Raw genomic sequence first — 13,699 nt, forward strand, 5'->3', positions numbered from 1 at the left:
CTTGGCCCCCTAGGAGCCCAGAGCCTGCCTGAGGTCGCCGATCAGGTCGCTGGCCGTCTCGATGCCGACCGACAGGCGGATCAGGTCGGAGGGCACCTCCAGGGCCGTTCCGGCGACCGAGGCGTGGGTCATGCGGCCGGGGTGCTCGATCAGCGACTCGACGCCCCCGAGCGACTCGCCGAGGGTGAACAGCTTCGTGCGGTCGCAGATCTCCAGCGCCTCGGCCTCACCGCCCACGACGCGGAACGACACTATGCCGCCGAACCGCCTCATCTGCTTGGCGGCCACCTCGTGGCCGGGGTGATCAGCCAGCCCCGGATAGAACACCTCGGTGACGCGAGGGTGCGAGAGCAGCATGTCGACGACCTGCTCGGCGTTGTCGCAGTGGCGCTCCATGCGCAGGGCGAGCGTCTTGATGCCGCGCAAGGTCAGCCAGGAGTCGAACGGGCCCGCGACGCTTCCCATGGCGTTCTGGTGGTAGGCCAGCTCGTCGCCGAGGTTGCGGTCGCGGGTGATCAGGGCCCCGCCGACCACGTCGGAGTGGCCCCCGATGTACTTGGTGGTGGAGTGGACCACCACGTCGGCACCCAGCGCCAGCGGCTGCTGGAGGTAGGGCGAGGCGAAGGTGTTGTCCACCAGCAGCAGGGCGTCCGCCTGGTGGGCGATGGAGGCGAGCGCCTCGACGTCGGCGATGCCCAGCAGCGGGTTGGTCGGGGTCTCCACCCAGATCGCCCTGGTGTCGGGACGGATGGCCGCGCGCACCGCCTCCACGTCGCCGAGCGGCACCGGGTCGTAGTGCAGCCCCCACCGCGAGAGGACCTTGGCGAACAGCCGGTACGTGCCGCCGTAGGCGTCGTCCGGGATGATCACGTGGTCGCCCGGCCTGCACACCGTGCGCAGCAGGGTGTCCTCGGCGGCGAGGCCGGAGGCGAAGGCCAGCCCGCGCGTCCCGCCCTCGATGGCCGCCAGGCACTCCTCCAGAGAGTTCCTGGTGGGGTTCGCCGAGCGGCTGTACTCATATCCGGCCCGCAGCCCGCCGACGCCGTCCTGCTTGTACGTGGACACGGCGTAGATGGGAGGCACGACCGCACCGGTGTGCGGGTCGGGCTCCTGGCCTGCGTGGATGGCCAAAGTCTCGAAGCCTTCAATCATGGCTCCACGCTATCGCCCCTCCCGGAGGACGAAACCGCGCCGCGGGCCTACGGCGGAAGGACGAGACGAGGATCAACCCGCCGTCCGATGGCAACCCCCTTCACCACCGCCTACCGTCGGCTGGGAACCCCCTTCCCGCCTTCACCTCACCGCACCAGCGGAGGCCGTTCCGGGCGCCCGCGACGTGCTCACGACGGGACCACGGCGAATGCTCGACGTCATCGGCAGGCTCACGACCCGCCATGCGTGGTGGGTGCTGGCCTGCTGGACGGCCGTGCTCGCCGCCGCGCTGGCGGCCCGGCCTGACACGCTCCCCGGCGTCTCCGGCGGGTACGGGCCGCTGCCGGTCGGCGCGTCGGGAGCGTTCGGCGCCGCCGTCGCGCTCCTCGCGCTCCTCGCCTTCCTCCGCTCCCCCGCCGCGACGCTGACAGCCCTGCTGGCGGCGGTGGCCGTCCACAGCCTGTCCGCCACGGCGATCTCGGCCCTGGGCCTGCCCACCCCGCCGGGCCTGTTCGCCTATGGCACGACGACGGCGTGCGCGACCATGCTGATCCACCGGTTCAGGGAGCGCCTGGCCTCTGGCGACGGGCCCGCGCACGCCGTGCGCACCTCGCTGGACCAGGCCGGGACGGTGGTCGCCACGGCGGGCGCGGCCTGGATCGCCTCCTGCGGCGCGCTGCCCCTCGGCGCCTACCCGCGCGGTCTCGGCCCCGCGCTCGCCGTGACGGCCTCGGTGCAGCTGCTCGTCGTGCTCACCCTGCTCCCCGCCGTGCTCGCCGTGCTGGGCTCCCGGCTGGTGTGGCCCGCACGGCGGCGGCGCCGCACGGGACGGCCGGCGGCCATGGCGAGGTTCGGGCTGGCCGTCGCCGCCCACCCGGGCACGTGGACGTCCCTGGCGGCGGGGCTGATCGTCGCGATGGGGGCGATCGGGCCGGTGCTGGTGCCCTCCCCGCTGCCCCTCCCCGTCGTGGCCGTAGCCGGGGTGCTGGTCGCGCTCGTTCTCGCGCTGGTGCTCCGGAGTCTGATCTCCCCGGTCTACCTCACGGCGGGAGCGTTACTCGTCGCCTGGGCAGCCGGCACCGCCGCCGCCCGGCCCGGGGACCAGATCGCCGTGTTCATGTTCGTGCTGGTCGTCAGCGTCTCCACCGCCCTGCTCGTGCTCGCCCGGGTGCGCGAGACGGCCCGTACCGGCCGTGACCCCCGTACCTCCTCGGCCTTGGCCGCCAAGTACGCGGCCCCGCCCGCGCTCGCGGCCCTGCTGGCCACGGGGACGCTCACCGCGGCGATTTACGATGTGCTGTCCGGCGTGTGCCTGGTCGCCGGGGGCGCGGCGCTCGCGCTGGTGATCGTCCCGGGGCTCACCGCGATGCTCGGCGCCCGCGCGTGGTGGCCCGACGCCGCCCCGGCCCCCGAGGTGCACCGGCCGGACGCGCACCTGGCCTCACCCGGCGACGCCCACCCGGCCTGAGCATCCGTCCGGAGGCGGGTCCACACGCGGCCTGTACGTCCGTCCGGCGGCGGCTCCACGCGCCCTGAGCGTCCGTCCGGCGGTGGGGGTCGGCCGAATGGCCGATCCTGTGCCGCGGTGCTCCGATTACCCTCGACGACCGTGAGGGAAACCCATCGGCTCGTGTACTGGATCCGGCGGCTCAGCGAGATCGCGCTGGTCGGCTGGCTCGGGCTGATCCTCCTCGGCGACACGGCGATCGCGGTCGCGATGGGCCGGGCGCAGTTCGCGGCGCCGCTGTGCGGGCTCATCGGCATCGGGGCGTACCTGCTGCGCGAGCGGTTCCGTGTCCAGGGCATGGTCCTGCTCATGGGGATGTCCGCCGGAGTGTCGCTGTTCACCGGCGTCTTCCACTGGACGGGCTCCCCCGGCTTCGCCGAAGCCGGAGCGCTGCTGCTGCTCACCGTGGGGGCGCTGCGCTGGGTCACGCCGCTCAGGCTCGCCGTGCTGCTCTCGGTGCTCGCGATGGTCACCCTCGAACTGTCCGCCGGCCTGCGCACCCAGAAGACCTCGGCCGTCGGCTTCGGCTTCCTGTTCTTCGTCGCCTGGGCGGTGGCGATGGGCATCGGCAGCTACCTTCGCTACCAGCGAGAACACCGCCTGGAGACGGTGAACGCCGTCCGGAGGGCCGAACGCCTGGAGCTCGCCAGGGAGCTGCACGACCTGGTCGCCCACCACATCACCGGCATCGTGGTCCAGGCGCAGGCGGCGAGAACCGTGGCCGCGCAGAAGCCCGAGGCCGTCGTGCCCTCGCTCGAAGCGATCGCCAACGCGGGAGCGGACGCGCTGACCTCCATGCGCCGCCTGGTCGGGGTGCTCAGGGCCGACGACGACGCGTCCCGCAACCCCGGCACCACGCTCACCGACCTGCGGGTGCTCGTCGAAAGGTTCTCGGCGGGCGGCCCCCAGGTGGACTTCGACGTCCGTCAGGGCCTCAGCGAGTCCGAGCTGGCGCCCGAGGTGCTCACCACCCTGCACCGCGTCCTGCAGGAGTCCCTGACGAACGTACGGCGGCACGCGCCCGGCACCGGCTGGGTGCGGGCCGAGCTGGGGCCTGCCGAACGGGGGGTGCTGCTGTGCGTCCGCAACCACCGATCGCCCTCCGACCCGCGCGTCGCCCGGCTGGGCGGCGGGTTCGGCCTGGTGGGCATGGCCGAGCGGGTCAAGGCCCTCGGCGGGAACCTCGTCGCGGGCCCCACCCCCGAGGGGGCCTGGGAGGTCCGCGCCTGGTTCCCCGCAGGCCACGAGCCGGCCCGCCTCTGAGCCCGGGTGCCGCGCCCTCCCTCGGCCCCGCACCCGGTCTCAGCTCTTCACAAGTTGCCCACAGGCTGTGTTCTTCAGGCGCTCGCCGCGCTCGCGAGGCTGTGTTGGTTCAGGCGCTCGCTCCGCTCGCGAGGAAGGCGAGCAGGTCCTGCCTGGTGATCAGGCCGATCGGCTTGCCGTCGTCGAGGACCACCGTGGCGTCGGCCTTCTCCAGCGCCTCGATGGCCACCGAGACGGGCTCGCCCGAGCCGATCATGGGGAGCGGCGCCGACATGTGGTCCGCGATCGGGTCCTCCCCCCGCAGCTTGCCCCGGTAGAGGGCCTCCAGCAGGTCGCGCTCGACGATCGAGCCGACCACCTCGGCCGCCATGACCGGGGGCTCTTCCTTCATGACGGGGAGCTGCGACACGCTGTACTCGCGCATGATGGCGATCGCCGTGCTGACCGACTCGTGCGGGTGCGTGTGCACGAACTCCGGCAGCCCGGGCGACTTGCGGCCGAGCACGTCGCCGACCAGCCCTTCGTCGCTCGTGGACGTCAGGAAGCCGTAGTCGGCCATCCAGTCGTCGTTGAAGATCTTGGAAAGGTAGCCACGCCCGCCGTCCGGCAGCAGGACGACCACGATGGCGTCGGGCCCGGCCTCGGCCGCCACCTTCAGCGCCGCCACGACCGCCATGCCGCAGGAACCCCCGACGAGCAGGGCCTCCTCGCGCGCCAGGCGCCGGGTCATCCCGAAGGAGTCCTTGTCGGAGACCGCGATGATGCGGTCGGCCACCGTGGTGTCGTAGGTGGCGGGCCAGATGTCCTCGCCGACGCCCTCCACCAGGTACGGCCGCCCGGAGCCGCCGGAGTAGACCGAGCCTTCGGGGTCGGCGCCGATGACCTGGACCCGGCCCCCCGAGACGTCCTTGAGGTAGCGGCCGGTGCCGCTGATCGTGCCGCCGGTGCCCACCCCCGCGACGAAGTGGGTGATCCGCCCGTCGGTCTGGTCCCAGATCTCGGGCCCGGTCGAGTGGTAGTGACTTGCGGGGTTCTCCGGGTTGGAGTACTGGTCGGGCTTCCAGGCGTTCGGGATCTCGCGCGCCAGCCGGTCGGAGACCGAGTAGTAGGACTCCGGGTGGTCGGGCGAGACCGCCGTCGGGCAGACGACGACCTCGGCGCCGTACGCCCTGAGCACCGCGATCTTGTCCTGCGCCACCTTGTCCGGCACGACGAACAGGCAGCGGTAGCCCCTGTCCTGGGCGACGATCGCCAGCCCGATGCCGGTGTTGCCCGACGTGGGCTCCACGATCGTGCCGCCGGGACGCAGCTCTCCTGACCGCTCGGCCGCCTCGACCATGCGCAGCGCGATGCGGTCCTTCACCGAGCCGCCCGGGTTGAAGTACTCGACCTTCGCCAATACCTGCGCGGATACGCCGGCCGTGACCTTGCGGAGCCGTACGAGCGGGGTGTCGCCCATGAGCTCGATGAGCGAGTCGTGTACGCGCACCGGGAATAACACCTCATTTGCCGAAGCTTTGTCAGCTTGCCGATGCCGGATATCCGATGGGTGATCAGGTGTCCGGCGGGTTCAACTCCTCACCGTACCGTCACGACTACCAACCCAAGGGACAGGCGTCCGCGAGTCGCGCCATCACGAATCGGAACGGCCGCGATCATAGTGTCAAGACCATGATCAGACCATGAAAACAGCTACAAGCCAGCGCATATGACCACTGACACCACAACGGGCAACCACGACGAAGGTACAGGGATCAGGAAGGACAACGGCAGTGATGTGGACGCCGGGAACCGCACGGGCAGCCCGCCGTATCGCGACCGCGGCCGCCCTGGGCAGCGGGGGCGTCACCGCCCTCGGAGCGGCCGTGTACGGCCTGCTGATGGCCGAGGCGATGCTCGCACGAAGGATCGTCGGCCGCCCGCACGGCATGGAGGGGCCCGCCTCCGACGGCATCTACGGGGAGTGGCCGAGCCACGGTGACGTGGCGGTCGAGCCCATCAAGCTGGTCATGCTCGGCGACTCGACCTCCGTGGGGCTCGGCATGACCGACCCGTCCACGACCCCCGCCGTGCTGCTGGCCAACGGCCTGGCCGCCATCGCCGAGCGCCCCGTGCGGCTGGACGTCTTCGGCAGGTCCGGCGCGGTGTCCGCCGACCTCACCCTGCAGGTGGACCGGGCGCTCAGGACGGAGCCCGACATCGCCGTGATCTTCGTGGGCGCCAACGACGTCACCACCCAGACCAAGCCGGCCGAGGCCGTACGGCACCTGCAGAAGGCGGTGCGGAGGCTCCGCGAGGCGGGCGCGGAGGTCGTCGTGGGCACGTGCCCCGACCTCGGCACGATCAGGCCGATCGGCCAGCCGCTGCGCTGGGTCACGCGGCTGTGGAGCCGCCAGCTCGCCGCGGCCCAGACGGTCGTGGTGATCGAGGAGGGCGGTCGCACGGTCGCGTTCGCGGACATCCTCGGCCCGGAATTCGCCTCATATCCGGGCGAAATGTTCGGACCCGATCGATATCACCCATCTGCGCGAGGTTACCAACGGTCCGCTTACGTAGTGCTACCTTCTGTATGCGCCGCGTTGGGGTTGTGGCCCGAGCTCGCACCCGAGCGTGGCGAGGGATCGCAATCGATTTACCTCGCGGCGGCCATCGCCGCGGAGGAGTCCGGCACCGAGGTCACCGCGACCCGCGTCGCCGGCCGAGCGACCGGCCCCCAAGGAAGGTGGGCCACGATACTTCGCCGCCGGCCAGGGACGATGCCTCGCAGCGCCTGAACCCGGTCACCCTCCGCGACGCAGTCGTCACACTGCCCGCATTGGAGTGGAATGCCCGTGATCCGGCCTTTAGCGAAACCGGCTCTGCGCCTTGCCGGGGCCCTTGCCGGGGTCCTCGCCCTGGCTGGTTGCTCCAGCAGCAAGGCGGCCATCGAGGAGACCCATCCGACCTGGCTCAACGGCGAGGTGAACGCCGTCAGCCGCGCCACCGTGGCGGCCGGCGTGGCCGCCGTGACCTCGCTGAAGCCGGACGGCACGCTGGAGACCGCCGCCCTCGACCTCGCCCGCGGCAGGAGGCTGTGGGCCCATCCAGCGACGATCGCCGGGCGCCTGCCCGGCATGGGCGTGCAGCCGCCCGCCGCGGTCGAGACCGGTCAGGGCCAGGCGGTCGTCGCCGCCGTCGACCCGGCGAAGCGCGGCAGGTGGAACGCCACGCTGATCGTCCGCGACGCGCGCACCGGCCAGAAGAAGTGGTCCAGGCCCGTCCAGTCGACCTTCGGCCCGCAGCGGTGCGGCCCGTACCTGTGCATGTCGGAGAACACCGCGCTGGCCTCGGCCCGCATGGTCGTGCTCGACCCGCTCACCGGCAAGCTCCTGTGGACGCTTCCCGGCATCAGCGAGGTGGAGTGGTCCGATCAGTCCAGGGTCGTCATGCTCCGCATGGCCAGGCACCCCGTCCTTTCCGCCCACGACCTGAAGACCGGGGCGCCGGTCTGGCAGCTTCCGGTCGAGCAGGCACTCAGCACCGGCATCGACCTGTCGGGCGGCTGGGCCTTCGGCACCTCCGGGGAAAACCTCGTCGGCTACGTCGCCCCGTACACCAACCCCAAGAAGAACAGGACCTCGGCCTTCGGCCTCTTCTCGATCAAGCTCTCGAACGGCACCGTCAACTGGCTGCGCCCCTCGGTCGTACGCGTCTACCCGAGCGGCAGCCCCGGCTTCGCGCCCGTGGTGCGGCCCATCGACGAGCAGGGCCAGTACGGCGGCTTCGCCCGGCTCGATCCCGGCTCCGGCCGCGTGATCGGCCAGATCGCCGCCGGTCAGGTGCCGGGCACCGGCTGGTGGCTCGCGTTCCCCAAAGACATGGGCAGGCTCGACTTCCTCAAGCCCAACGGTTCGGGCTCCGCGTTCGACCTGCCCTCCGGGCAGCCCACCCCGGTGAAGGACCAGCGCGGCTGGTCCTTCTGCGTCACCGACCCCAAGCCGCTGCCGCTGGCCGGGCTGCCCCAGGGCTTCTACTCCGTGGCCTCCCTGTGCGAGTTCGACCTGGCGACCGGCAAGCGCGTGCCCGGCCCCGCGGGGACTCCGCCCGCGTGGTTCACCGGCAGCCAGGACGGCTGGCGCCTCTGGCGTGACGAGAAGGGCGCCCTGCACGCCATCAGGGACACCACCGGCACCGCTCCCGGCATGTACGGCTGACGCCGGCTCCGGATACCCGCCGTTCAGGGCCCCGTGATCCGATCACGGGGCCTTTCTGCTGCTTGCCGTACATAGTTCTGTTTCTTGGTGCCCCGGGGCGTGGCATCCGCCCTACCGCACGGTAACCTCCGCTGAAGGGAGCCCTGCCACGAACCCAGGAGAGCCAAATGCCCGAGGCAGTAATCGTCGCGACCGCACGTTCGCCGATCGGCCGAGCCTTCAAGGGGTCGCTCAAGGACATCCGTCCCGACGACCTGACCGCTCAGATGATCAAGGCCGCGCTGGACAAGGTCCCTCAGCTCGATCCCAACGACGTCGACGACCTGATGCTGGGCTGCGGCCTGCCGGGCGGCGAGCAGGGCTTCAACATGGCCCGCGTGGTGTCCGTGCTGCTCGGTCTCGACCGCGTCCCTGGCACCACGGTCACCCGCTACTGCTCCTCGTCGCTGCAGACCACCCGCATGGCGTTCCACGCCATCAAGGCGGGCGAGGGAGACGTGTTCATCTCGGCGGGGGTCGAGACCGTCTCCCGCTTCGCCAAGGGCAGCTCCGACTCGCTGCCCGACACCACCAACCCCCTGTTCCTGGACGCCAAGACCCGCACCGACGCCGGCGCCCAGGGCGGCGGCCCCGAATGGCACGACCCGCGCCAGGACGGCCAGCTCCCCGACGTCTACATCGCCATGGGCCAGACCGCCGAGAACGTCGCCGGCATCCGCGGCGTCAGCCGCGGGGAGCAGGACGAGTTCGGCGTCCGCTCGCAGAACCTCGCTGAGAAGGCCCTGGCCAACGGCTTCTGGGAGCAGGACATCACGCCGGTGACCCTGCCGGACGGCACCGTGGTGAGCAAGGACGACGGGCCGAGGCCCGGCACCACCTACGAGGCCGTCTCCCAGCTCAAGCCGGTGTTCCGGCCCGACGGCACGGTCACGGCGGGCAACTGCTGCCCGCTCAACGACGGCGGCGCCGCGGTGATCGTGATGAGCGACGTGAAGGCGGCCGAGCTGGGCATCACGCCGCTGGCCCGCATCGTGTCGACCGGCGTCACGGGCCTGTCCCCCGAGATCATGGGCCTCGGACCGGTGGAGGCGTCTCGCCAGGCGCTGAGCCGGGCGGGCATGTCGATCAGCGACGTCGACCTCGTCGAGATCAACGAGGCGTTCGCCGCCCAGGTCATCCCGTCGTACCAGGAGCTCGGCATCGACATCGACCGGCTCAACGTCAACGGGGGCGCCATCGCCGTCGGGCACCCGTTCGGCATGACGGGCGCCCGCATCACCTCCACCCTGATCAACGGCCTGCGCTTCCACGACAAGGCGATCGGCCTGGAGACGATGTGCGTCGGCGGGGGCCAGGGCATGGCCATGGTGCTTGAGCGCCTGAACTAGCCGTGGACGTCGGGGCCGGCGCGCGTGAGCTCGATGCGGGCGATCACGCGCCGGTCCCGGGTCATGGCCGCACGGTAGTCGTCCCAGTCGGGGTGCTCGCCGGCGATGCCCCGGTAGTACTCGACCAGGGGCTCCATCGCCTCGGGGAGGGACACGATCTCGGCGGTCCCCTCCACCTGGATCCAGTCGCCGAAGAAGGCGTCGGTCATCACGCACAGCGTGACGGCGGGGTTGGCGCGGAGGTTGCGGGTCTTGGCGGCGGTCTCACGGGTGCTGACGATCGCACGGCCGTCGGCGTCCAGACCGACGGTGACCGGTGAGGTCTGCGTGCGGCCGTCGGCGTGCGTGGTCACCATCACCGCACGGTGGTTGTTCCTGATGAATTCACGGGCCTTGTCGAGATCCATGTCTCCATGATGATCCATGCCCGGAACGGAGTCGCGCCCACGCCATGCGATGGCGTGGGCGCGCTAGGCAGGCAGGGGCTTACATGAAGCCCATGCGGGAACGGCGCTGCCGCTCGTGCTCGATCACGATCGCCGCGGCGTAGCCGTGGGTCAGCCCGTGCTCGTCGGCGAGCCAGTTGGCCCGTTCGTCACACCGTAGGAAAGCCGGGCCGTTGTCGATGGCTTGGAACCACTCTGGGAGTGCGCGTCCGGTGATGTCCGGAACCCTGGCAATCAGCTTGTTCTGCGTCTCCGGTGAGTGGTTCAACGACATGGGCACCTCCATGAGTGAAGCCTCTTTTGCTTGACACTGCATCACCAGCCCCGTGATGGCAAGCCCCCAATGGCCAGCCTTCTCTTACACGAGGTAGATCATTAGTCGCTGTGTGTGGGCTTACCCAACGGTTCCATGGCCATGCCAAAGAGAAACGGCCGGCCGAAACCCGCCGGGCGATCCTCTGCCAGAGGATCTAGTCGTTGTTGAAGAAGAAGCTGATGAACCGGAGGATCTCCAGGTAGAGCCAGACGAGGCTCACCGTGAGGCCGAAGGCCATCAGCCAGGAGTACTTCTCGGGGACGCCGGCCCGCACACCCTTCTCCACCGCGTCGAAGTCGAGCAGCAGGAAGAAGCAGCCGAGCAGGATCATCGCCACGCTGAAGATCCAGCCGATGGGGCTGTCGGTGCGAAGGCCGAGGCCGCCGGAGGTGAAGATGCCGACGAGCATGTTGAGAACCATCAGCCCGACCGCGGCGATGCCGGCGGCGACGACGAACTTGGTGAACTTCGGCGTCGGCCGGAAGATCTTGAGCGCGTACACCGACAGCACGCCCGCGAACGCCACCATCGTGCCGAGCACCGCCTGGAAGACGATGCCGGAGTACACGTCGTTGTACGTCCTGCTGATCACCCCGACGGCGAGGCCGTAGGCGACGGAGTAGCCGAGGATCAGCGCGGGGTTCGTGCTCTGCTTGAACGAGATGACCAGGCCGAGCACCAGGCCCACGATCACCGCGGGGAGGGCGATCGCCACGCTGAAGTTGAGGTACCACGCGATAGCGGCGGTCACCACGAGGGTGCCGAGCGTGATGAACCCGCGTACGACGACGTCGTCGATGGTCATGGGCCGCGTCGCGGTGGGGGGAGCGTACGACGGGGCGTTGTACATGTTCTGCAAGTACTCGGGGCTCGCCGCGGGACCGCCCCAGGTCTGACGATTGTTCTGCCCCAGTTTGTTCAGGACCGGGTTCCTGCTCTGCATCACTGCCTCCACTGCGACCTGCGATCAGCCTGTTCGGTCGAGCCTCACAGGGAGTGCCGCCTGTAGCACATAGCTTTACATCTGTTCTGGCGGTCAGGATGGCCCCTGCCGTATGTCACCGCCAGACCCCGGCATACCGAGATCCAGCGGCAACGGATACAACGACCAGGCACGCACCCGAGTTCCGGCCCCTCGGATCCCGTTTCGATCACCTCCCGCCGAGGGCGGCGGGTCAGGGGCCGGGGGGCGGCCTGCGACGTGCGATGGCGGCGAGCCGGGTTCTGTCCTGGCCGATAACCCAGCGGGGAGGAGGATTCTATCGTGGGTGTCGAGAAGTAAACCCTTTCTGCGAGCCCTGGAGACCGCTACCGGCCTGGCCCCATTACCGCTGCTTTAGAAGAGCCGGCCGAATGGCGGTCGCCGCCCGCCGCCGCTTTGCCCCCGTCCCTGGCCTCCAAAGAGCGGTGTGGAATCGCAAGGATTCGCCGGGTCGGCCCGGCATTCATGGCCGTTTAACTTTCAACGACTCCTGAAGCCCGATGACCCGTCCTAACTGGTCCAGTTGCGAGGAGAGGTCGAGCGCGCCGATCCGGCAGACGATGTGACGTGCCCCCGCGTCGACATAGCGGCCCAGGCGCTCCGCCACGTGCTCGTACGGTCCCGCGATCATGGTCTGGATCGTCTCCGCGACCTCCAGCGGCAGCTCGTAGTTCGCCCTGCTGTAGGCGTCCAGCGCGCGGCGACCGGCCGCCACGTCCTCGGTGATCAGGATCGTGGCGAACAGCGCCGGGGTGACCGCGCCCGGTGCCCGTCCCGCGCCGGCGGCGGCCCCGCGCACGTCGGCCAGGCCGGACCCGTAGTCGGCTGCGTCGGGCGGATAGGGCAGCCACCCGTCGTACAGCCGGCCCGTACGGGCGAGCGCCGCCGGGGTGGCGCCACCGAGCCAGATGGGCGGGCCGCCCGCCCGGTACGGCGCCGTTCCCGGCGGCAGCTCGTCGAAGCGCAGCACCGGGCCCTGGTACGAACTCGCGGTCCTGGTCGTCCAGATATGGCGCCAGAGCGCGACGGTGTCGTCCAGGCGGGCGAAGCGCCGTTCCCACGGCACCTCGGACAGCTCGTACAGCGGCCTGCCGAAGCGCCCGGGGAAGCCCGCGCCCACCGCCACGGCCAGCCGCCCGCCCGACAGGAGGTCCAGGGACGCGAGCGCCTGGGCGGCCTGCACCGGACGGCGCAGCACCGGCATCAGCGCGGCGGTGCCGATCGTGACACGCTCGGTCACCGAGCTGACGGCGGCGAGCATGGTCAGCGCCTCGACGCGCGGCTGGAGCAGCGAGTCGTTGGCCCACACGGAGGCATAACCGAGTTCCTCGGCCCGGACCGCGAAGTCGACCAACCGGCGGGGATCCGTGCCCTCGCCCCACTGGCCCTGTCCCGTCGGCAGCAGGACGCCCAGGCGAATGTCCTCATCCATTGTCGTCATCCATGCCGGACAGCGTGCGGGCCGCCGTGAATGGCGGCAATTCCCTGCGCGGAATCGCCACGTGCCGCGAAATGGCACTACAACTGGGGCGTGGACTTCCCTCACGCGCTGCGCGAGCGCAGGAACCGGCGCCATCTCAGCCAGCTGGAGCTCGCGATCCGCGCGGGCACGACCCAGAGGCACATCAGCTTCATGGAGAGCGGCCGGTCGGCGCCGGGCCGCGGCATGATCGTACGGCTGGCGGAGTCGCTGGAGCTGCCTCTCCGTGAGCGCAACGGCCTGCTGCTGGCGGCCGGGTACGCCCCGGTGTATCCGGAGACGAGCCTCGACGATCCCGCGCTCGCCCCGGTGCGCACCGCGCTGGACCACATCCTCACCGGCCACCTGCCCTACCCGGCGATCGTCGTCGACCGGCACGGCTACCTGGTGGCCGCCAACGCCGCCTTCGGAGTGCTCTGCGAGGGCGTCGCGCCCGAGCTGCTCGCACGGCCGGCGAACGCCTACCGGCTGGCCCTGCACCCGCGCGGCATGGCGCCCCGGATCCTCAACTTCGCGGAGTGGGCCGCGCACATCCTCGAACGGCTCCACCAGGACTCCCTGCGCGATCCCGACGACCGGCTGGCAGGCCTGCACGCGGAGCTGCGGGAGTACGTGCCGCAGCCGCTCGTGGGCGCGGGCCACCTCGGGTTCGCGGTGCCGCTGCGCCTGCGGTCGGAAGGAGGCGAGATGCGGCTGATCACCACCGTCACGACCTTCGCCACCGCCGTGGACGTCACGCTCGCGGAGCTGAAGCTGGAGGCCTTCCTCCCGGCGGATCAGGACACGGCGTCCACGCTGGCCTCGTACGCCGAGACCGCTGAAGCGGGGGAAGGTGTCCGGCGGTCAGGCGACGAGGGTAATGCGGCACGGAATGGTAACGATTCGCGTAAGCGGTGAAGCGAGCCCGCCGCTTGACCCGATCGGGGCCGTGGCGATAAACCTTCGCGACCGGAGGCGAACCGACAAGGATAT

General features: G+C 70.7%; 12 protein-coding genes. 6 read left to right on the top strand and 6 right to left on the bottom strand.

Annotation, left to right across the window (positions count from 1 at the left end):
* Positions 1-9 precede the first annotated feature (9 nt).
* Complete coding sequence (locus ACOZ38_RS41315; protein ID WP_424536304.1) at positions 10-1,152, bottom strand: cystathionine gamma-synthase; 1,143 nt, start codon at positions 1,150-1,152, stop codon at positions 10-12.
* Between the two features lie 208 nt (positions 1,153-1,360).
* Between ACOZ38_RS41315 and ACOZ38_RS41320 the strand changes: the two genes are divergently transcribed.
* Both ACOZ38_RS41320 and ACOZ38_RS41325 read left to right on the top strand, forming a co-directional pair.
* Positions 1,361-2,620 carry an MMPL family transporter gene (locus ACOZ38_RS41320; RefSeq protein WP_424536305.1) on the top strand — a complete coding sequence of 420 codons (1,260 nt, stop codon included), beginning with the start codon at positions 1,361-1,363 and terminating at the stop codon, positions 2,618-2,620.
* A gap of 141 nt (positions 2,621-2,761) precedes the next feature.
* Positions 2,762-3,922, top strand: coding sequence for a sensor histidine kinase (locus ACOZ38_RS41325; RefSeq protein ID WP_424536306.1), 1,161 nt, complete (start codon positions 2,762-2,764; stop codon positions 3,920-3,922).
* Positions 3,923-4,031: 109 nt separating this feature from the next.
* Here ACOZ38_RS41325 and ACOZ38_RS41330 read toward each other — a convergent pair whose 3' ends face one another.
* Positions 4,032-5,411 carry a cystathionine beta-synthase gene (locus ACOZ38_RS41330; RefSeq protein WP_424536307.1) on the bottom strand — a complete coding sequence of 460 codons (1,380 nt, stop codon included), beginning with the start codon at positions 5,409-5,411 and terminating at the stop codon, positions 4,032-4,034.
* Positions 5,412-5,697: 286 nt separating this feature from the next.
* Here ACOZ38_RS41330 and ACOZ38_RS41335 point away from each other — a divergent pair, with 286 nt between their 5' ends.
* The 3 genes from ACOZ38_RS41335 (at position 5,698) to ACOZ38_RS41345 (ending at position 9,503) form a co-directional block, all read left to right on the top strand.
* Positions 5,698-6,696 (top strand): SGNH/GDSL hydrolase family protein, encoded by a 999-nt coding sequence (locus ACOZ38_RS41335; RefSeq protein ID WP_424536308.1) that lies wholly within the window; start codon positions 5,698-5,700, stop codon positions 6,694-6,696.
* Positions 6,697-6,747: 51 nt separating this feature from the next.
* Positions 6,748-8,115: a hypothetical protein gene (locus ACOZ38_RS41340; RefSeq protein WP_424536309.1), complete on the top strand. Its 1,368-nt coding sequence runs from the start codon at positions 6,748-6,750 to the stop codon at positions 8,113-8,115.
* A gap of 167 nt (positions 8,116-8,282) precedes the next feature.
* On the top strand, positions 8,283-9,503 hold the full coding sequence (locus ACOZ38_RS41345; RefSeq protein ID WP_405141794.1) for an acetyl-CoA C-acetyltransferase: 1,221 nt from the start codon (positions 8,283-8,285) through the stop codon (positions 9,501-9,503).
* On the opposite strand, the gene ACOZ38_RS41350 is transcribed toward ACOZ38_RS41345, so the two are convergent.
* The 4 genes from ACOZ38_RS41350 to ACOZ38_RS41365 all read right to left on the bottom strand — a co-directional run bounded on the left by ACOZ38_RS41350 (position 9,500) and on the right by ACOZ38_RS41365 (position 12,679).
* Positions 9,500-9,910: a PPOX class F420-dependent oxidoreductase gene (locus tag ACOZ38_RS41350; protein WP_424536310.1), complete on the bottom strand. Its 411-nt coding sequence runs from the start codon at positions 9,908-9,910 to the stop codon at positions 9,500-9,502. The two genes, ACOZ38_RS41345 and ACOZ38_RS41350, sit on opposite strands and share 4 nt — an antisense overlap.
* A gap of 79 nt (positions 9,911-9,989) precedes the next feature.
* Entirely contained in the window at positions 9,990-10,223 is a 234-nt protein-coding gene (locus ACOZ38_RS41355; RefSeq protein WP_358551373.1) for a DUF4287 domain-containing protein, read from the bottom strand.
* Between the two features lie 196 nt (positions 10,224-10,419).
* Positions 10,420-11,208: a Bax inhibitor-1/YccA family protein gene (locus tag ACOZ38_RS41360; RefSeq protein ID WP_424536311.1), complete on the bottom strand. Its 789-nt coding sequence runs from the start codon at positions 11,206-11,208 to the stop codon at positions 10,420-10,422.
* Positions 11,209-11,710: 502 nt separating this feature from the next.
* On the bottom strand, positions 11,711-12,679 hold the full coding sequence (locus tag ACOZ38_RS41365; RefSeq protein ID WP_424536312.1) for an LLM class flavin-dependent oxidoreductase: 969 nt from the start codon (positions 12,677-12,679) through the stop codon (positions 11,711-11,713).
* A 99-nt stretch (positions 12,680-12,778) separates the two neighbouring features.
* Between ACOZ38_RS41365 and ACOZ38_RS41370 the strand changes: the two genes are divergently transcribed.
* Complete coding sequence (locus ACOZ38_RS41370) at positions 12,779-13,624, top strand: helix-turn-helix domain-containing protein (protein WP_424536313.1); 846 nt, start codon at positions 12,779-12,781, stop codon at positions 13,622-13,624.
* The last annotated feature ends 75 nt before the right edge of the window (positions 13,625-13,699 follow it).

Origin of the sequence: Sphaerisporangium viridialbum (assembly GCF_049674955.1) — a bacterium.
Taxonomy (GTDB): domain Bacteria; phylum Actinomycetota; class Actinomycetes; order Streptosporangiales; family Streptosporangiaceae; genus Sphaerisporangium; species Sphaerisporangium viridialbum.

Excerpts from the sequence above, each read along its gene's own strand:
- ACOZ38_RS41315 (WP_424536304.1), bottom strand. The coding sequence starts at position 1,152 with ATGATTGAAGGCTTCGAGACTTTGGCCATCCACGCAGGCCAGGAGCCC.
- ACOZ38_RS41320 (WP_424536305.1), top strand. The coding sequence starts at position 1,361 with ATGCTCGACGTCATCGGCAGGCTCACGACCCGCCATGCGTGGTGGGTG.
- ACOZ38_RS41335 (WP_424536308.1), top strand. The coding sequence starts at position 5,698 with ATGTGGACGCCGGGAACCGCACGGGCAGCCCGCCGTATCGCGACCGCG.
- ACOZ38_RS41340 (WP_424536309.1), top strand. The coding sequence starts at position 6,748 with ATGCCCGTGATCCGGCCTTTAGCGAAACCGGCTCTGCGCCTTGCCGGG.
- ACOZ38_RS41345 (WP_405141794.1), top strand. The coding sequence starts at position 8,283 with ATGCCCGAGGCAGTAATCGTCGCGACCGCACGTTCGCCGATCGGCCGA.
- ACOZ38_RS41350 (WP_424536310.1), bottom strand. The coding sequence starts at position 9,910 with ATGGATCTCGACAAGGCCCGTGAATTCATCAGGAACAACCACCGTGCG.
- ACOZ38_RS41355 (WP_358551373.1), bottom strand. The coding sequence starts at position 10,223 with ATGTCGTTGAACCACTCACCGGAGACGCAGAACAAGCTGATTGCCAGG.
- ACOZ38_RS41360 (WP_424536311.1), bottom strand. The coding sequence starts at position 11,208 with ATGCAGAGCAGGAACCCGGTCCTGAACAAACTGGGGCAGAACAATCGT.
- ACOZ38_RS41365 (WP_424536312.1), bottom strand. The coding sequence starts at position 12,679 with ATGGATGAGGACATTCGCCTGGGCGTCCTGCTGCCGACGGGACAGGGC.